We start from the raw sequence: 17,859 nt of genomic DNA, 5'->3' as shown, positions 1-17,859 counted from the left end.
CCTAAGAAAGGTCGCAATTTCAATACAAGTAAGTTATAATGATATGATGAATTTTAATGAGGAGCCATAATCATGACAAGAAAGAAATTGGTTAAATCATCACATCCAATATTAAAAAAAGAAATAGCACCTGTTACCGAATTTGATGAAAACTTAAGCCTGTTACTAAAGGATTTAGAGGATACATTGTATGCGGAAGAAGCAGCCGCTATATGTGCGCCTCAAATTAATGTTAATCAACGTGTGGCATTAATTGATATGGAGATGGATGGTCTTCTTCAATTGATAAATCCTGTAGTCCAAAGTCAGTCAGATGAAATGATTACTGATTTAGAAGGTTCAATTACGTTACCAAATACGTTTGGTGAAGTTAATAGAAGTAAAATGATTGTGATACAAAGTTCTGATGTTAATGGCAATCAAGTAGAACTGACTGCTTACGATGATGTGGCTCGTATGATTCTACATATGATAGATCATTTGAATGGTATCCTTTTTACTGAGAAAGCAAATCGTTTATTAAATGAAGATGAAGTGGAGGCATATTTTGAAAATGAGTAAGATTATCTTTATGGGAACACCTGACTTTTCAACTAAAGTATTAGAAATGTTAATTGCTGAACATGAGGTCATTGCAGTAGTGACGCAACCTGACCGCCCAGTAGGACGTAAAAAATTACTAACACCACCCCCTGTAAAAAAGGTGGCTGTTGAACATAATATTCCAGTTTATCAACCTGAAAAATTAAAAGGGTCTTCAGAACTTGATGAATTATTAAATCTTGAGTCTGATTTAATTGTCACAGCTGCATTTGGCCAATTACTTCCCGAATCGCTTCTTGAATCACCACGTTTGGGAGCAATCAATGTCCACGCCTCACTTCTTCCTAAATATCGTGGCGGGGCGCCTATTCATCAGGCTATTATTGACGGTGAAAAAGAAACAGGTATCACAATTATGTATATGGTAAAAAAACTCGACGCGGGTAATATTATTTCTCAAAAAGCTATAAGTATTGAAGAAGAAGATAACGTTGGAACAATGCATGATAAATTAAGCTTTCTTGGTGCCGATTTACTTAAAGATACGCTTCCTTCTATTATCAATGGTAAAAATGAAAGCATCCCTCAAGACGGAACTCAAGCAACATTTGCATCAAATATAAGTAGGGAAGATGAGCGAATTGATTGGAATCAAAGTGCACAAGCCATCCACAATCATATTCGTGGATTATCACCATGGCCAGTGGCTTATACGACGATGGACGATAAAAATCTTAAACTTTATGCAGCTCACGTAATAAAAAATAAAAAAGGGACACCTGGAACTATTATTGAAACAACAAAGAAAGCAATGATTATTGGAACAGGAACAGATGACGCGATTGCTTTGACAGAAATTCAACTTGCTGGTAAAAAACGTATGCCTGTTGCTAACTATTTAAGTGGTGTTCAAGAGTCCTTAGTAGGGAAGCAACTGATATGATGAATACAGTAAGAGGATATGCCTTTGATACCATTCAACAGGTTCTCAATGATGGCGCATATAGTAATTTAAAAATTAACGAAGTCCTTTCTTCGAATGAGATTTCAACAGTGGATAGGAATTTATATACAGAACTTGTTTATGGAACTATTAAAAGAAAGTATACATTAGATTATATCTTGAAACCTTTTGTCAAAACTAAAATTAAAGGTTGGATGCGACAACTATTATGGATGAGTATATATCAATATGTTTATTTGGATAAAGTTCCTAATCATGCCATTATCAATGAAGCAGTAGATATTGCAAAACATAGAGGTGGCTTTCACAACGGCAATGTTGTTAATGGGATATTACGTTCAATCATGAGAAATGAACTACCTCAATTTGATGAAATTAAAGACGACAAGAAACGTATTGCTATTGAATATAGCATTCCTAAATGGATAGTTGATCATTGGGTAACACACCATGGTATTGAAACAACAGAAGCGATTGCGCAATCATTTTTAGAACCAGTAAAGACAACTGTTAGAGTGAATATTTCTCGAGGTTCAGTTGATTCAATTGTTGCTGAATTAGAAAAAGAAGGATTTAATGTAGAGAAAGATGAAATATTACCGTTCTGTCTTCATATCACTGGTCAACCTATTATCAATTCAAGAGCATTTAAAGATGGCTATGTCTCTATTCAAGATAAAAGTTCTATGATGGTTGCTCATATCATGAATTTAGGTAGAAATGATGTTGTTTTAGATGCATGCAGTGCGCCCGGTGGTAAGGCGTGTCATATGGCGGAAATATTATCACCTGAAGGTCATGTTGATGCTACAGATATCCACACTCATAAAATCGATTTAATTAACTTTAATATTAAAAAATTAAAATTAGATAATATTAGCGCATTTCAACATGATGCAACTGAACCGTATACTCGGACATATGACAAGATACTTGTTGATGCACCATGTAGTGGTTTAGGTGTATTAAGACATAAACCTGAAATAAAATATACACAATCGAAAGAAAGTATCCAATCACTTGTTGAATTGCAGTTACAAATATTAGAGAATATTAAACGTAATATCAAACCTGGTGGAACAATTGTGTATTCTACGTGTACAATAGAACAAATGGAAAATGAAAATGTAATTTATACATTTCTAAAGCAAAATGAAGAGTTTGAATTTGAACCTTTCCAACACCCTGTTACCGGAAAGGAAGTCAATACACTACAAATACTCCCTCAAGATTTTGACTCAGATGGATTCTTTATAACTCAAATTAGAAGAAAGGAAAGTTAAGAATGATTACTGCAGAAAAAAAGAAAAAGAACAAGTTCTTACCTGATTTCGAAAAGCAATCAATCTATTCTTTGCGTTATGATGAAATGCAGCAATGGCTCATTGACCATGGTCAGCAAAAATTTAGAGCGAAACAAATTTTTGAGTGGTTATACCAGAAACGCGTAAATAGTATTGATGAAATGACAAATCTATCAAAGGATTTGCGTCAAGTATTAAAAGATAATTTCGCAATGACGACACTAACTACAGTTGTAAAACAAGAAAGTAAGGATGGCACAATCAAGTTTTTATTTGAGTTACAAGATGGTTATACAATCGAAACAGTGTTGATGAGACATGAATATGGCAATTCTGTTTGCGTTACGACGCAAGTTGGTTGTCGTATCGGATGTACATTTTGTGCTTCAACATTAGGTGGTTTAAAACGTAACCTAGAAGCTGGTGAGATAGTATCTCAAGTGTTAACCGTACAAAAAGCTTTAGATGAAACAGAGGAACGTGTATCTCAAATTGTTATAATGGGTATTGGTGAACCATTTGAAAATTATGATGAAATGATGGATTTCTTAAGAATTGTCAACGATGATAACAGTTTAAATATTGGAGCACGTCATATTACTGTTTCAACTTCAGGTATCATTCCTCGTATTTATGATTTCGCGGAAGAAGATATTCAAATTAATTTTGCAGTAAGCCTTCATGGTGCTAAGGACGAAATCCGCTCAAGATTAATGCCGATTAATCGTGCTTATAATGTTGAAAAGTTAATGGAAGCTATTCAATATTACCAAGAAAAAACAAATCGACGTGTCACATTTGAATATGGGTTATTTGGTGGCGTTAATGATCAACTGGAACATGCCAGAGAATTAGCACATCTAATTAAAGATCTTAACTGTCATGTGAATTTAATCCCTGTGAACCATGTACCAGAGCGTAATTACGTTAAAACACCGAGAGAAGATATTTTCAAGTTTGAAAAAGAATTAAAGAGATTAGGAATCAATGCTACAATTAGACGTGAACAAGGATCAGATATTGATGCAGCGTGTGGCCAATTAAGGGCAAAGGAACGACAAGTAGAAACGAGGTAAAGACATATGTTAAACGCACAATTTTTCACTGATACTGGACAACATCGAGAAAAAAATGAAGACGCTGGCGGTATATTTTATAATCAAACACATCAACAATTGTTGGTATTATGCGATGGTATGGGTGGTCATAAAGCAGGTGAAGTTGCGAGTCAATTCGTTACAAATGAACTTCAAAAACGTTTTGAAGAAGAAAACCTTATCGAAATCCATCAAGCTGAATCATGGTTGCGTTCAAACATTAAAGATATCAATTTTCAATTGTATAACTACGCTCAAGAGCATCCTGCATATAATGGCATGGGAACAACGCTAGTATGTGCGATTGTTTATGATAAAAAGGTAGTTGTAGCTAACGTTGGAGATTCTCGTGCATATGTCGTTAATCAAAGACAAATTGAACAAATTACAAGTGATCATTCATTTGTAAATCATCTTCTTATTACTGGCCAAATCACAGAAGATGAAGCATTCAATCATCCTCAAAGGAACATTATTACTAAAGTCATGGGTACAGATAAACGTGTATCACCTGATTTATTTGTAAAGCGAACACATTTTTATGATTTTCTTTTACTTAATTCTGATGGTCTAACGGACTATGTAAGAGATTATGAAATTCAAGAAGAACTCAATCAGGAAGGATCAATTGATGACCATGGTGAGAGGCTAATGCAACTCGCTATGTCTCATGATTCAAAAGATAATGTCAGCTTTATACTTTCTGCTATGGAAGGTGATAAAGTATGATTGGAAAGATGATTAGCGATCGTTATAAAGTGATTGACAAACTTGGTGGCGGCGGAATGAGTATTGTATATTTAGCTGAGGATACAATACTTAATCGAAAAGTCGCAATTAAAGCGATTTCTATCCCGCCTCGTGAAAAAGAGGAAACTTTAAAACGATTCGAAAGGGAAGTACATAATTCATCTTTACTTTCGCATGACAATATTGTAAGTATGATTGATGTTGATGAAGAAGATGAATGTTTCTATTTAGTAATGGAGTACATTGAAGGACCAACGCTAGCTGAATATATTCATAATCATGGTCCACTGTCTGTAGAAACAGCTATTAAATTTACAGAGCAAATCTTAAGCGGTATTAAACATGCCCATGACATGAGGATTGTGCATCGTGACATTAAACCTCAAAATATTTTAATAGATAAAAATAAAACACTTAAAATTTTCGATTTTGGTATCGCAAAGGCACTCAGTGAGACATCACTTACACAAACGAATCATGTTTTAGGTACTGTTCAATATCTTTCGCCTGAACAAGCGAAAGGTGAGTCTACAGATGAAGGTACAGATATCTACTCTATTGGTATTGTGTTATATGAAATGCTTGTGGGCGAGCCTCCTTTCAATGGGGAAACTGCTGTAAGCATTGCTATTAAGCATATCCAAGATTCTATTCCTAATATTACGACGGATAAACGGGGAGAAGTACCACAATCTCTCAGTAATGTTATTTTACGTGCTACTGAAAAGGATAAACATAATCGTTATCATACAATACAAGAAATGCATGATGATTTATCAAGCGCGTTGCACGAAAATCGTGTGAATGAAAGTAAATATGAACTAGATAAAACGAAAACGGTTCCTTTAACCAGAGATGAATTAAACAAGAAAATGAAAAGCTCGGAAAGAGAGCATGATTTAAACCAAACAATGCAAATTCCAATTGTGAATGAGCCAGCACGTCAACAAGAATTCCAATCACCAGAAGAACGCTATTATCCTTCTCACAATAAAAAGAAACGTTCGAAAGTGAAAATTATTGTGCTTTCTTTAATTTTTGTATTGTTACTTGCTAGTCTAATTGGATTTATAGGAATGGGTTTATTTGGTAATAAATATCAAGAAATGCCAGATTTATCAGGAAAAACTGAAAAAGAAGCGGAACAAATTCTAAAAGATCATCATTTATCTTTAGGGGACATATCAAGAAGTTATAGTGATAAATACCCTGAAAACCAAATCATCAAATCTGATCCAAATAGTGGTGAACGTGTAGAAGAAGGAGATACCATTGATATCGTTTTATCTAAAGGACCTAAAAAAGTAAAAATGCCTAATCTTGTTGGTTTGCCAAAAGAGAAAGCACTCAGTAAATTAAAAGATTTAGGATTAAAAGATATTGATGTTGAACAAGCTTACAGTCGTTCTGTTGAAAAAGGACTGATTTCAGAACAAAATATCTCTGCTAACAGTGAAGTTGCATTAAACGATCATCATATTAAGATTTATGAATCATTAGGTGTACGACAAGTCTACGTCAGTGATTATGAAAACAAGGACTACTCAACTGCTAAGAAAGAACTCGAATCTAAAGGATTTAGAGTACAAGCAACTCAAGAATATGATGATAAAGTTAAGAAAGGTAAAGTTATTTCACAATCACCTAAAAATAAGTCTATCGATGAAGGATCTGTTATCCGTCTAACTGTATCAAAAGGTGAACAAGAAGACGATGGTGATGATGCAGATGTTAAAACAACTAACGAAACCGTAAAAGTACCATATTCAGGTAGTAAAGGTAAGAGTCAAACAGTAGAAGTATACATTAGAGATAAAGATCATAGCGGTAGTTCTGTATCTCAAACTTATAAAATTAATAAAGATAAGACAATTAGCATACCTTTAAAAATTCAAAAAGGTAAAACAGCAGGCTATACAGTGCGCGTAGACGATAAAATTGTCGCAGACAAAGATGTCGACTATGATGACTAAAAATAAAAGCATCCCTTTGTATGTAATTTTAAAAATTAACGTATAAAGGGATGCTTTTTATTATAATTTAAATAATTTTTATTTCACTTTGGTCTGTTCAATTGTAGTCTGGCTACCTGCCTTTGTACCGAATACTAATATAAGTAAGGATGCAATTAATAAAACGCAGAGTGAAAGTGTCCATTGGTGCGTCCAATCGTGAAAAATTCCGAATAAGAAAGGACCGATTGCTGCAAGTAGATAGCCAACTGATTGCGCCATACCTGATAGTTTAGCAGCCGTTTGACCACTTTCGGTTCTTACTACAAATAATGTATTGGCTAATCCAAATGCTAAACCGCTTGCTACACCAATGAGTATAATACCAACCAAGACGAACTTGTAATCAACAAATATGAAGCATAATACACCAATCGTAAAGAGTATGCTTGTTAATAAAGTTAAAGGTACTTGGGATTTCATTTTCGTAGCAACAATTGGCGTTACAAAAGTTAGAGGTATAATTGCGATTTGCAATAATGAAACATAGATACCTGATGTTTGTAATGAAATGCCATGATCTGTAAGTAATTCTGGTAACCAGTTAATGATTGTATAAAAAACGAGTGACTGTGCGCCCATGAATACTGTTACTCTCCATGCAAGTAATGACTTCCATACATTGATTTGACTATGTACGTTACTAACAGCTTCGGGAGGTTGTTGTTTCAACTGAAATGCCCAAATCGTTATAGTAACTGCGGTGATGATTGCAATAATTCCTAAAGCAATAGAATAATTAAAATGTGTTGTTAATGGGCTAACAATTGAAGAACTTAAACTACCGACAACATTCATAACGACAGTGTATAAGCCCATCATCGTCCCCATATATACTGGAAAGCGAGTTTTAATAATTGCTGGGGCAAGGACGTTACCAAATGCGATACCCACACCAATGAAAATTGTTCCTACATATAACCAACTTAGTCCAACGATAGATCTTATAATAATTCCAATAAATATAAATAGTAAAGCAACAAAGATGGTTCTTTCTAAACCGAAAGCATTTCCAATTTTAGACGCGAAAAAAGAGACAATGCCGAATGCAATGAGAGGAACAACAGTCATAAAGCTAAGTGCGCTATTTGTTGTATGTAATGTGTCTTTAATTGATGGCAAAGCTACGCCCACAGATGTTATTGGCGCTCGCAAATTTGCTGCAACTAGCATAATGCCAATAAATAATATTATATTAATGTGCCTATTTGTTTTGTAATAAGGCATGATTGACGCTCCTTTTTGACAGATGTACAAATCTTAGCACTTGAAATGAATAGTGACAAGATATATTTTCGAATTTTTACTATAGGAAGAATCAAGGTAACTAAGGTTTTACATATTATATTCATAGCGATTTTGATATAATATTGAGAGTAAAATAAATGAGAGAGGTGTCAACTTGAAGACTGGACGTATCGTTAAATTAATAAGTGGTGTTTATCAAGTAGATGTAGAAGGTGTTCGTTTTGACACTAAACCACGTGGCTTATTTCGAAAGAAGAAGTTTTCTCCAATAGTAGGAGATATCGTAGATTTTGAAGTTCAGAATCAACAAGAAGGTTATATCCATCATGTACATGACAGGGAAAATGAACTTAAGCGACCGCCTGTTAGTAACATTGATGAACTTGTCATAGTGATGAGTGCTGTAGAACCTCAATTTTCAACACAATTACTTGATCGTTTCTTAGTTATTGCTCATTCATATCATCTAGAACCAAGAATACTCATTACTAAGAGAGATTTGGCTTCATCTGATGAAATAGAATACATTGAAGATATGTTGAAGATATATGAAGATATAGGTTATTCTACGCAATTTATTGGAAAAAAAGATGATAAAATAAAAATTGTGGAAAAATGGCGTAAAGGTTTAATCGTATTAAGTGGTCAATCCGGTGTCGGTAAAACAACTTTTCTTAATCACTATCAACCTGAGTTAAACCTTGAAACAAATGATATTTCAAAGTCTCTCAATAGAGGTAAACATACGACAAGACATGTCGAATTATATGAAAGAAGTCATGGATTTATTGCCGATACACCTGGATTTAGTGCTCTCGACTTTAATCATATAGAGAAAGATGATTTAAAGAATTATTTTGTGGATATTAAAGAATCAGGACAAAGTTGTAAATTTAGAAATTGTAATCATATTAAGGAACCAAAATGCAATGTGAAAAATCAAGTAGAAGAGGGAAACATTGCGCAGTTTAGATATGATCATTATTTACAGTTATTTAATGAAATCTCTAATAGAAAGGTACGATATTAAATGGTTAAAGTTTTACCTTCACTTTTATCAGTTGATTTTTTAAATTTAAAAGAAGAATTAGACCAATTAGAAAAAGCGAATGTTGATGGGTTACATTTTGATGTGATGGATGGCCAATTTGTTCCTAATATTTCTATAGGTATACCACTTTTAGATGCTGTCAAAAGCTATTCGAATTTACCTATAGATGTTCACTTAATGATTGAACAACCTGAAAAATATATAAAGCTGTTTGCAGAACATGGTGCTGATATGATTTCGGTACATGTTGAAGCTACGCCACATATTCATAGTGCAATTGAAGAAATTAAACAATTGAATAAAAAAGCAGGTGTAGTGATTAACCCTGGCACGCCAGTTGAAACAATTTTACCAGTATTAAGTAATGTGGACTATGTTTTGGTTATGACTGTTAATCCAGGATTTGGGGGACAGTCTTTCATCGAACAATGTATTAATAAAATTGAACAACTTAATCAACTTAAACATGAGAATAATTTAACTTTTGATATTGAAGTTGACGGTGGTATCAACGATCAAACGAGCAAAGTTTGTATTGAACAGGGTGCTACAATGTTAGTAACTGGGTCATATTTCTTTAAACAAGACAATTATGCACAAGTAACTGAAACATTGAAAGGTTGATGTTATGGAAATCAATTTACTATGTTCTCAGCGACTATTGCCTCAATCTCTTTTTAAAATGAAAAAGAGTGCAAAGTGGGCAGGTGTCGATAGAGGTGCGCTTGTACTCATTGAAAATGGTATTGAACCTGTATTCTCAGTAGGTGACTTCGATTCTGTAAATGATGAGGAACGTCAAATATTAAAGAATCAATTGAATATCCATCCTGTTAAAGCAGAAAAAGATGATACCGATTTAGCTTTATGCGTAGAAAAAGCAGTTGAACAAGGGTATTCTGAGATTAATATATACGGAGCAACTGGTGGAAGATTAGATCATTTCATGGGCGTGCTTCAAATTTTACAGAAATCACAATATCTCGAACGACACATTCAACTTAGAGTGATTGATAAACAAAATGATATAACACTCATAGATGTAGGGGAGCATCGAATCAAGAGAGATACTTCTTATCCATATATTTCATTCATTCCATTAAATGGTGAGGTCATATTATCATTAGATGGGTTTAAGTATAATCTTAATCATGAACAGTTAGAAGTTGGTTCGACATTAACCATTTCAAATGAAATTGTAGATAATGTTGCTACAGTTCGTGTTGAAAAAGGTCAAGTTATACAGATGCGTAGTACAGATTGAAGTTTTAATGGAAAAGTTAATATAAACTAAAAAAGACCTTAGAGGCTGAGCGCCTTTAAGGTCTTAAAAATGTGATCCTCCACATAAGGTCATTTTTTTGTGCATTATATTTATTAAACCAGACTGTAGACAAACTCTTTCACTCATCGTCGTCTTATGCATGCCTAGCTCATTTACTAATAGTAAAATCCCGTCGTTATGCATTTCGACTCCTCGATTGAGAAGGGTTTTCTATAAGTCTGCTTAATCATTTTTACTTTGTCGACAAGCTATTAAACTCTAGTAACTTTACCAGATTTTAAAGCACGTGCAGAAACCCAAACTTTTTTAGGTTTTCCGTCTACAAGGATTCTAACTTTTTGAAGGTTAGCGTTCCATCTGCGTTTGTTCGCATTTAAAGCGTGTGAACGATTATTACCAGTCGAAGCTTTACGACCTGTTACGTAACATTGTTTACCCATGAAAGTACCTCCTTTAATAAATATAAATACACATTACTACTTATATACTTTAATAAGATAACACATATACGTCTTTAGAGCAATATTTAGTTAAAATAAATACAAATCACAACGTTATTCAACCATTATTTATGGTATAATTGTAAGCTGTGGAGTTATATAGTATGATATTGTAAAGATATAGTTAAATTTAGACAATGAATTTATAAATAGTAATTAATGATATCGTAATTAAAACAAGTTCAATGATATTTTGAACATTGGCAATTTTTTAATTTTCAAGAATTTTAATTGAAATCATATGTGAAAGACCTAAATTGAAATTTAAATACCTTTAACATATAACATAAACCTTGTAATTTTCAGGAGGAAATGAAAATGACATTAGAAATCTCAAACGACTACGGTAAAATTGATATTTCAAATGAAGTGATAGCATCAGTGGTAGGTGGAAAGGCCGTTGAAAGTTATGGCATAGTTGGTATGGCTTCTAGACAGCAAGTAAGGGATGGTATTGCTGAAATTCTAGGTCATGAAAATTATGCTAAAGGTATCAAAGTAAGAGAAGAAAATGGAACAATAGATGTCGATATGTACATTATTGTGAGTTATGGTGTGAAAATATCAGAAGTAGCTAGCAATCTGCAATCGACAGTTAAATATACCTTAGAAAAGACACTAAACGTAAAAGTAAATTCTATTAATATTTTCGTACAAGGTGTACGTGTAAACGATACAGGCAAAAAGCTTTAGGAGGACAACGTGAAATGATTAGCAAAATAAATGGTAAATTATTTGCCGATATGATTATACAAGGGGCTCAAAATTTATCAAATAATGCAGATTTAGTAGATTCATTAAACGTGTATCCTGTTCCAGACGGAGATACAGGGACGAATATGAATTTAACCATTACTTCAGGACGAGAAGAAGTTGAAAATAATTTATCTCAAAATATCGGAGAATTAGGAAAAACGTTTTCTAAAGGACTACTTATGGGTGCACGCGGTAATTCAGGCGTCATTCTCTCTCAATTATTTAGAGGTTTTTGTAAAAATATTGAAAATGAAAAGGAAATTAACGCGCAACAACTCGCTGACAGTTTTCAAGAGGGCGTAGAAACTGCATATAAGGCAGTCATGAAACCTGTTGAAGGCACAATTTTAACAGTAGCTAAAGACGCTGCACAAGCAGCAGTTGAAAAAGCTCAAGATACTGAAGATTGTGTTGAATTAATGGAACATACGATTAGTGCTGCAAAAGAATCTTTAGATAATACACCTAATTTATTAGCTGTTCTAAAAGAAGTAGGCGTCGTTGATAGTGGTGGTAAAGGATTATTATGCGTTTATGAAGGTTTCTTAAAAGGTCTAAAAGGAGAAAAAGTTGAAGCTAAAACTCCAAAATTAGATACTGAAACACTTGTAAATGATGATCATGATTTTCACGGTGTAATTAATACTGAAGATATTGTTTATGGTTACTGTACGGAAATGATGGTACGTTTCGGTAAAAATAAAAAACCATTTGAAGAACAAGAATTTCGTAATGATATGAGCGAATTCGGAGATTCATTACTTGTTATTAACGATGATGAAATAGTTAAAGTCCATGTTCATACTGAACATCCTGGAGATGTTTTTAATTATGGCCAACAATACGGTGAATTAATTAAACTTAAAGTTGAGAATATGAGAGAACAGCATAGAGAAGTTATTCGAAAAGAACAAAACGGTCAAGATCGTAAAGATCAAGATGCACCTCAAACTGTGGAAACGGCAGTTATTACTATTTCTATGGGCGAAGGGATCTCTGAATTATTCAAATCAATGGGAGCAACACACATTATAAGTGGCGGTCAAACCATGAATCCTTCAACTGAAGACATTGTTAAAGTAATAGAACAGTCGAAATGTAAACGTGCGATTATTTTACCGAATAATAAAAATATCTTAATGGCTAGTGAACAAGCTGCAAGTATCGTAGATGCAGAAACAGTTGTTATTCCTACTAAATCTATACCACAGGGTATCACAGCTTTATTCCAGTATGATGAAGCTTCATCTCTTGATGAAAATAAAAATCATATGGAAACAGCTTTAGAAACAGTACAATCTGGTTCAGTAACTTTCGCTGTGAGAGACACTAAAATTGATGGAATTGAAATTAAAAAAGACGAATTTATGGGTCTTGCAGAAGATAAAATTGTGACAAGTGATGCGGATCAATTTACGGCAGTTAAAGGATTACTTGAAAAACTTTTATCTGAAGATAGTGAAATTTTAACTATGATTATTGGAGAAGATTCTAATCAAAGTGTAACTGATCAACTGATTGAATGGATTGAGTCTACGTATCCAGATGTTGAAATTGAACAACATGAGGGCGGACAACCGATTTATCAATATTTCTTTGCAGTCGAGTAGTTAATTATTTGGTATTTAAAATAAAATTGAATGATTAATATTTAACGGTAATTTCTATTTTTAAATGAAATAGAAGTTACCGTTTTTAATTTTGAACAATAACATTTATATTGATTTTAAAATTTTCTTATAATTCTTAATATAACTAATATTGTGTGTGTTTTAAATTGAGATTAATCGCGAGATCTCAGGGTAGAGAATTGATGGATATTAATTATAAGAGAGGGGTATTCTTAATGATTTTTGAAACAATGGAGCAAAAAGATTACGAACAAATCGTCTTTTGCCAAGATAAAGCTACAGGACTAAAAGCAATAATTTGTATTCATGATACAACGCTTGGTCCGGCATTAGGTGGTTGTCGTGTTAGAAATGACTATGCATCAGAACAAGAAGCCATTGAAGATGCTATGAATTTAGCTAGAGGAATGACTTATAAGAATGCTGCTGCTGGCTTAGACCTAGGCGGAGGTAAGACAGTAGTGATGGGAGCTCCTGATAAGGAAAATGAAGAAGCATTTTATAGAGCTTTAGGACGTTATGTTAATACATTAAATGGTCGTTATTATACAGCTGAAGATGTTGGTACTTCAGAACATGTAATGAACTTAATTTATAAAGAAACACCATATGTTTGTGGTACAAGTAAATCATTTGGTTCTGCAGGTAACCCAAGTCCAATGACTGCGTATGGTATTTATATTGCTATGAAACGTACAGCGAAAGAAAAATTTGATAATGAATCATTAGAAGGTAAAACTGTTGCCGTGCAAGGAGTTGGCCATGTTTCATATGAGTTATGTCGTCTATTAAATGAAGATGGTGTGAATTTAATTGTCACTGATATTAATAAAGATAATGCACAACGTGCTGTAGATGATTTCAATGCTCAATTTGTAGAACCTGATGATATATTCTCAGTTGATGCAGATATATTTGCCCCTTGTGCACTTGGCGGTATCTTAAATGATGATACGATTCCACAATTAAAAGTGAAGGCAGTTTGTGGCTCTGCGAATAACCAATTAAAAGATGAAGATGCACATAGTAAAATGTTAGAAGATAAAGGTATTTTATATGCGCCAGACTATATTGTTAATAGTGGTGGGGTTATCAATACTGCGGATGAATTAAATGGCTACAATGAAGACCGTGCAAAAGAAAGTATTGAAGGTATAGATCAAATATTAAAACACATCTTTGATATTTCTAAAGAACAAAACGAAACACCACTTGAAGCGTCACAACATTTTGCAGAAAAAAGAATGGAACAAATGTCTCATATTCATGACATTAGAAAATAAATTGAATAAAAACATAAATAAATACAAGGCGTAACACTTATATAAAAGCTCTTAAAATGAATTTTTAACGTAATTCATTTTAAGAGCTTATTTAATTTTATATCTCGAAATTTAAGATATAGTACTATATTTTTAAATTCACTATAGAAAATAAAAAATCAAAATACATATATAGTGTCGCATTTAAGTTCTAAATACTTTTTTTACAAAAATATACACTAGTTATGATTAAAATGTTATAAAATGAATGTATATTACAAATAATAGAGGTGTAAAATGGAAAAGATAATTTTTTTATTGTTACTTTTAACTTTGTGTTCTGTAGTTATTTCTGTTCAAAAGTATGTCACTCGAAAGTATAATTTAAAATCTACTCACTTTTTCTCACTTATTCTTATATTCACTATTCTGTTATCTACGTTAGGTCAATCTTTAAATCTCAACCAAGCACAAGCAGCAAATGGATTACATAAAGAGAAAGCTACATTAGTAAAAGTGGTTGATGGCGATACAGTAAAGTTGAATTATAAAGGTAAAGTGGCAACATTTAGATTATTACTTATTGACACACCAGAGACGAAAGACCCAAGAAAACCAGTTCAAAAATATGGTCCTGAGGCAAGTGCGTTTACTACTAAAATGATGACGAACGCCAAAAAAATTGAAGTAGAATTTGACAAAGGTCAAAAAACTGATAAATACGGAAGATATTTGGCTTATGTCTATGCTGACGGCGTAATGGTAAACAATGCACTTGTAAGAGATGGTCTTGCTAGGGTTAAATACGTTTACCCACCAAACAATACTTATGAAAAAAAGATCAGAGAAAGTGAAGCAAAAGCGAAGACTGAAAAATTAAATATTTGGAGCGAAGAAAACGCAGTCAACACGTCTTTAACTTCAGCGAAAAATATTAAAACAGCTAAGCACACTGCTACTACCAAAAAATCAATAACGCATTATTCTTCTAAAAAATCAAAAAAATCTTCAAGAGCTAAAGCTAAAAAAGAATATTTTAAAAATTGTACTGCTTTAAGAAAAAAATATCCTCATGGTGTTAGAAAAGGACATCCAGCATATCAACCAAAACTAGATAGAGATAAAGATAATTATGCATGTGAAGTAAGATAATCATTTCAAATTTATCAAATCAGTGATGGTGTCACTGAAGATAATATTTCCATTATGAAAGCGCCCAAAAAGTTGGCTCAAAATTCTAACTTTTCGGGCGCCTTTTTATATTCCAAGTGAGTGAAGAAAAATATAATACGTGTCAATCAAATTATTACGATGAACATGATAGAATATAATTTAAGTACTAATGAAAACGACAAAAAGTATTAGGTGATGGATCATGACAAAAGTGCATTTAATCGAGAGTCCTTACACTCTAGATAAAATTAAGGGCATCGGTCCCAAACGATTAACACTATTAGAAGAATTAAATATACATACCGTCGAAGATCTTGTATTGTATTTACCTACTCGTTACGAGGACAATACAGTCATTGATTTAAATCAAGCTGAAGATCAATCCACTGTTACAGTACAAGGTGAAGTCTATTCAACGCCTGCTGTAGCTTTTTTTGGTAGAAATAAATCCAAATTAACTGTTCACATCATGGTAAACAATATTGCTGTGAAGTGTGTCTTTTTCAATCAACCCTATTTAAAAAAGAAAATCGAATTACATGGTACTGTTACCGTCAAAGGTAAGTGGAATCGTGCTAAGCAAGAAATCAACGGAAATCGCATGTTCTTCAATGAACAAACGACTCAAGATGACGTTCAATTAGAACCTGTGTATCGTATTAAAGAAGGAATTAAGCAGAAACAAATTCGAGATAATATCAGACAAGCGTTAGAAGACGTATCGATACATGAATGGTTATCAGATGATTTAAGAGAAAAATACAAATTAGAAACATTAGAATATACCCTCCGCACATTACATCATCCTAAAGATAAACAAAGTTTATTAAGAGCAAGACGTACATATGCTTTTACGGAACTCTTTATGTTTGAATTGCGTATGCAATGGTTGAATCGCTTGGAGAAAACTTCAGACGAGGCAATTGAAATTGATTATGATATCAATAAAGTTAAGGAATTCATAGACCGTTTACCTTTCGAGTTAACAGACGCTCAAAAGGCGAGTGTTAATGAAATATTTAGAGATTTAAAGGCGCCAATTCGAATGCATCGTTTACTTCAAGGTGACGTCGGCTCTGGTAAAACAGTCGTAGCAGCCATTTGTATGTATGCCTTAAAGACAGCTGGTTATCAATCCGCATTAATGGTGCCAACTGAAATTTTGGCTGAGCAACACGCGGAAAGTTTAATAGAGTTATTTGGAGATACGATGAATGTTGCACTTTTAACTGGTTCGGTTAAGGGCAAGAAGCGTCGTATTCTTTTAGAGCAGTTGGAGAACGGCTCAATTGATTGTTTAATAGGTACACATGCGCTTATTCAAGACGATGTTATTTTCGAAAATGTAGGCCTAGTTATTACGGATGAGCAACATCGATTTGGTGTGAATCAACGTCAATCATTAAGAGAAAAAGGCGCGATGACCAATGTACTCTTCATGACAGCAACGCCAATACCACGTACTTTGGCGATTTCTGTTTTCGGAGAAATGGATGTTTCTTCAATTAAACAATTGCCTAAAGGGCGAAAGCCTATTATCACAAGTTGGGCTAAACATGAACAATATGATCAAGTGCTATCACAAATGACAAGTGAATTACGAAAGGGTAGACAAGCCTATGTGATATGTCCATTGATTGAGAGCTCAGAACATTTAGAAGATGTTCAGAATGTGGTGGCGCTGTACGAATCGTTGCAACAATATTATGGAACTGAAAAAGTTGGATTGTTACACGGAAAATTAACTGCTGAAGAAAAAGATGACGTGATGCAGAGGTTCAGTAATCATGAAATCGATATTTTAGTTTCAACTACTGTTGTAGAAGTGGGTGTTAACGTACCTAACGCAACATTTATGATGATTTACGATGCTGATCGCTTTGGATTATCAACACTTCATCAATTACGTGGACGTGTGGGTAGAAGTGAACACCAAAGTTATTGTGTGCTCATTGCCTCTCCTAAAACTGAAACGGGTATCGAGAGAATGACGATTATGACTCAAACTACAGATGGATTTGAACTAAGTGAACGAGATTTAGAAATGCGTGGGCCAGGAGACTTCTTTGGTGTAAAACAAAGCGGACTTCCAGATTTCCTTGTAGCCAACATCGTTGAAGACTACCGCATGCTCGAAGTCGCTAGAGATGAAGCAGCCCAACTCATACAAACCGGCCAATTCTTCCAAAATAACCACACACAACTCAGAAACTTCATCCAAAACAACCTCCTAGATACAAACTTTGACTAGCGGGGCCCCAGCAAAGAGGCTTTCGTAAGCGA

16 protein-coding genes and 1 pseudogene are annotated in these 17,859 nt (G+C 33.6%); 15 read left to right on the top strand and 2 right to left on the bottom strand.

Features of this window, described 5'->3' with window-relative positions:
• Window positions 1-72: 72 nt before the first annotated feature.
• The 6 genes from HMPREF2580_RS07580 to pknB are packed head-to-tail and all read left to right on the top strand — an operon-like array spanning window position 73 to window position 6,631.
• Window positions 73-561, top strand: a complete 489-nt coding sequence (locus HMPREF2580_RS07580) for a peptide deformylase (protein ID WP_002442482.1) — start codon at window positions 73-75, stop codon at window positions 559-561.
• The gene (fmt, locus tag HMPREF2580_RS07575) at window positions 554-1,486 is read left to right on the top strand and encodes a methionyl-tRNA formyltransferase (protein WP_070832602.1); all 933 of its coding nucleotides are present in this window, start codon (window positions 554-556) and stop codon (window positions 1,484-1,486) included. The genes HMPREF2580_RS07580 and fmt overlap by 8 nt, the downstream gene beginning before the upstream one ends.
• Window positions 1,483-2,790 (top strand): 16S rRNA (cytosine(967)-C(5))-methyltransferase RsmB, encoded by a 1,308-nt coding sequence (gene rsmB / locus HMPREF2580_RS07570; protein WP_070831678.1) that lies wholly within the window; start codon window positions 1,483-1,485, stop codon window positions 2,788-2,790. Before fmt ends, rsmB begins: the two co-directional genes overlap by 4 nt.
• Window positions 2,791-2,792: 2 nt before the next feature.
• A complete protein-coding gene (gene rlmN / locus HMPREF2580_RS07565; protein ID WP_070831676.1) occupies window positions 2,793-3,887 on the top strand; it encodes a dual-specificity RNA methyltransferase RlmN in 1,095 nt (364 codons plus the stop codon).
• Window positions 3,888-3,893: 6 nt separating this feature from the next.
• Complete coding sequence (locus HMPREF2580_RS07560; protein ID WP_070831674.1) at window positions 3,894-4,637, top strand: Stp1/IreP family PP2C-type Ser/Thr phosphatase; 744 nt, start codon at window positions 3,894-3,896, stop codon at window positions 4,635-4,637.
• Window positions 4,634-6,631, top strand: coding sequence for a Stk1 family PASTA domain-containing Ser/Thr kinase (gene pknB / locus HMPREF2580_RS07555; RefSeq protein WP_070831672.1), 1,998 nt, complete (start codon window positions 4,634-4,636; stop codon window positions 6,629-6,631). The genes HMPREF2580_RS07560 and pknB overlap by 4 nt, the downstream gene beginning before the upstream one ends.
• A gap of 78 nt (window positions 6,632-6,709) precedes the next feature.
• Here pknB and HMPREF2580_RS07550 read toward each other — a convergent pair whose 3' ends face one another.
• Window positions 6,710-7,897, bottom strand: coding sequence for a CynX/NimT family MFS transporter (locus HMPREF2580_RS07550; protein WP_070831670.1), 1,188 nt, complete (start codon window positions 7,895-7,897; stop codon window positions 6,710-6,712).
• A 175-nt stretch (window positions 7,898-8,072) separates the two neighbouring features.
• On the opposite strand from HMPREF2580_RS07550, the gene rsgA reads away from it, so the two are divergent.
• The 3 genes from rsgA to HMPREF2580_RS07535 are packed head-to-tail and all read left to right on the top strand — an operon-like array spanning window position 8,073 to window position 10,233.
• The gene (gene rsgA / locus HMPREF2580_RS07545; RefSeq protein ID WP_070831668.1) at window positions 8,073-8,948 is read left to right on the top strand and encodes a ribosome small subunit-dependent GTPase A; all 876 of its coding nucleotides are present in this window, start codon (window positions 8,073-8,075) and stop codon (window positions 8,946-8,948) included.
• Window positions 8,949-9,593 carry a ribulose-phosphate 3-epimerase gene (gene rpe / locus HMPREF2580_RS07540; RefSeq protein WP_002442490.1) on the top strand — a complete coding sequence of 215 codons (645 nt, stop codon included), beginning with the start codon at window positions 8,949-8,951 and terminating at the stop codon, window positions 9,591-9,593. It abuts the gene before it with no gap.
• A 4-nt stretch (window positions 9,594-9,597) separates the two neighbouring features.
• Window positions 9,598-10,233, top strand: coding sequence for a thiamine diphosphokinase (locus HMPREF2580_RS07535; protein ID WP_070831665.1), 636 nt, complete (start codon window positions 9,598-9,600; stop codon window positions 10,231-10,233).
• 272 nt (window positions 10,234-10,505) lie between these two features.
• On the opposite strand, the gene rpmB is transcribed toward HMPREF2580_RS07535, so the two are convergent.
• On the bottom strand, window positions 10,506-10,694 hold the full coding sequence (gene rpmB / locus HMPREF2580_RS07530) for a 50S ribosomal protein L28 (RefSeq protein WP_002435210.1): 189 nt from the start codon (window positions 10,692-10,694) through the stop codon (window positions 10,506-10,508).
• A gap of 378 nt (window positions 10,695-11,072) precedes the next feature.
• Here rpmB and HMPREF2580_RS07525 point away from each other — a divergent pair, with 378 nt between their 5' ends.
• The 6 genes and pseudogenes from HMPREF2580_RS07525 to recG all read left to right on the top strand — a co-directional run bounded on the left by HMPREF2580_RS07525 (window position 11,073) and on the right by recG (window position 17,827).
• Entirely contained in the window at window positions 11,073-11,447 is a 375-nt protein-coding gene (locus HMPREF2580_RS07525; RefSeq protein WP_037541388.1) for an Asp23/Gls24 family envelope stress response protein, read from the top strand.
• A 14-nt stretch (window positions 11,448-11,461) separates the two neighbouring features.
• A complete protein-coding gene (fakA, locus tag HMPREF2580_RS07520; protein WP_070831662.1) occupies window positions 11,462-13,120 on the top strand; it encodes a fatty acid kinase catalytic subunit FakA in 1,659 nt (552 codons plus the stop codon).
• A gap of 236 nt (window positions 13,121-13,356) precedes the next feature.
• Window positions 13,357-14,424, top strand: coding sequence for a Leu/Phe/Val dehydrogenase (locus tag HMPREF2580_RS07515; RefSeq protein WP_070831659.1), 1,068 nt, complete (start codon window positions 13,357-13,359; stop codon window positions 14,422-14,424).
• Between the two features lie 276 nt (window positions 14,425-14,700).
• Window positions 14,701-15,306, top strand: a pseudogene (locus HMPREF2580_RS07510) (thermonuclease family protein); the annotation flags it as partial.
• A complete protein-coding gene (locus HMPREF2580_RS12475) occupies window positions 15,286-15,555 on the top strand; it encodes an excalibur calcium-binding domain-containing protein (RefSeq protein WP_232019016.1) in 270 nt (89 codons plus the stop codon). The pseudogene HMPREF2580_RS07510 and the gene HMPREF2580_RS12475, both read left to right, overlap by 21 nt.
• A 223-nt stretch (window positions 15,556-15,778) precedes the next feature.
• On the top strand, window positions 15,779-17,827 hold the full coding sequence (gene recG / locus HMPREF2580_RS07505) for an ATP-dependent DNA helicase RecG (protein ID WP_070831653.1): 2,049 nt from the start codon (window positions 15,779-15,781) through the stop codon (window positions 17,825-17,827).
• Window positions 17,828-17,859 lie beyond the last annotated feature (32 nt).

The organism is Staphylococcus sp. HMSC036D05 (assembly GCF_001836225.1).
In the GTDB taxonomy this organism is placed as follows: domain Bacteria; phylum Bacillota; class Bacilli; order Staphylococcales; family Staphylococcaceae; genus Staphylococcus; species Staphylococcus caprae.
The sequence above is the reverse complement of the archived record's forward strand: the minus strand, read 5'-3'. Positions and strand labels throughout refer to the sequence as shown.

Coding starts and splice junctions, on each gene's coding strand:
- HMPREF2580_RS07515 (WP_070831659.1), top strand. CDS start 13,357: ATGATTTTTGAAACAATGGAGCAAAAAGATTACGAACAAATCGTCTTT.
- rpmB (WP_002435210.1), bottom strand. CDS start 10,694: ATGGGTAAACAATGTTACGTAACAGGTCGTAAAGCTTCGACTGGTAAT.
- rpe (WP_002442490.1), top strand. CDS start 8,949: ATGGTTAAAGTTTTACCTTCACTTTTATCAGTTGATTTTTTAAATTTA.
- rsmB (WP_070831678.1), top strand. CDS start 1,483: ATGATGAATACAGTAAGAGGATATGCCTTTGATACCATTCAACAGGTT.
- HMPREF2580_RS07560 (WP_070831674.1), top strand. CDS start 3,894: ATGTTAAACGCACAATTTTTCACTGATACTGGACAACATCGAGAAAAA.
- pknB (WP_070831672.1), top strand. CDS start 4,634: ATGATTGGAAAGATGATTAGCGATCGTTATAAAGTGATTGACAAACTT.
- HMPREF2580_RS07535 (WP_070831665.1), top strand. CDS start 9,598: ATGGAAATCAATTTACTATGTTCTCAGCGACTATTGCCTCAATCTCTT.
- rlmN (WP_070831676.1), top strand. CDS start 2,793: ATGATTACTGCAGAAAAAAAGAAAAAGAACAAGTTCTTACCTGATTTC.
- fmt (WP_070832602.1), top strand. CDS start 554: ATGAGTAAGATTATCTTTATGGGAACACCTGACTTTTCAACTAAAGTA.
- HMPREF2580_RS07550 (WP_070831670.1), bottom strand. CDS start 7,897: ATGCCTTATTACAAAACAAATAGGCACATTAATATAATATTATTTATT.
- recG (WP_070831653.1), top strand. CDS start 15,779: ATGACAAAAGTGCATTTAATCGAGAGTCCTTACACTCTAGATAAAATT.
- HMPREF2580_RS07580 (WP_002442482.1), top strand. CDS start 73: ATGACAAGAAAGAAATTGGTTAAATCATCACATCCAATATTAAAAAAA.
- fakA (WP_070831662.1), top strand. CDS start 11,462: ATGATTAGCAAAATAAATGGTAAATTATTTGCCGATATGATTATACAA.
- HMPREF2580_RS07525 (WP_037541388.1), top strand. CDS start 11,073: ATGACATTAGAAATCTCAAACGACTACGGTAAAATTGATATTTCAAAT.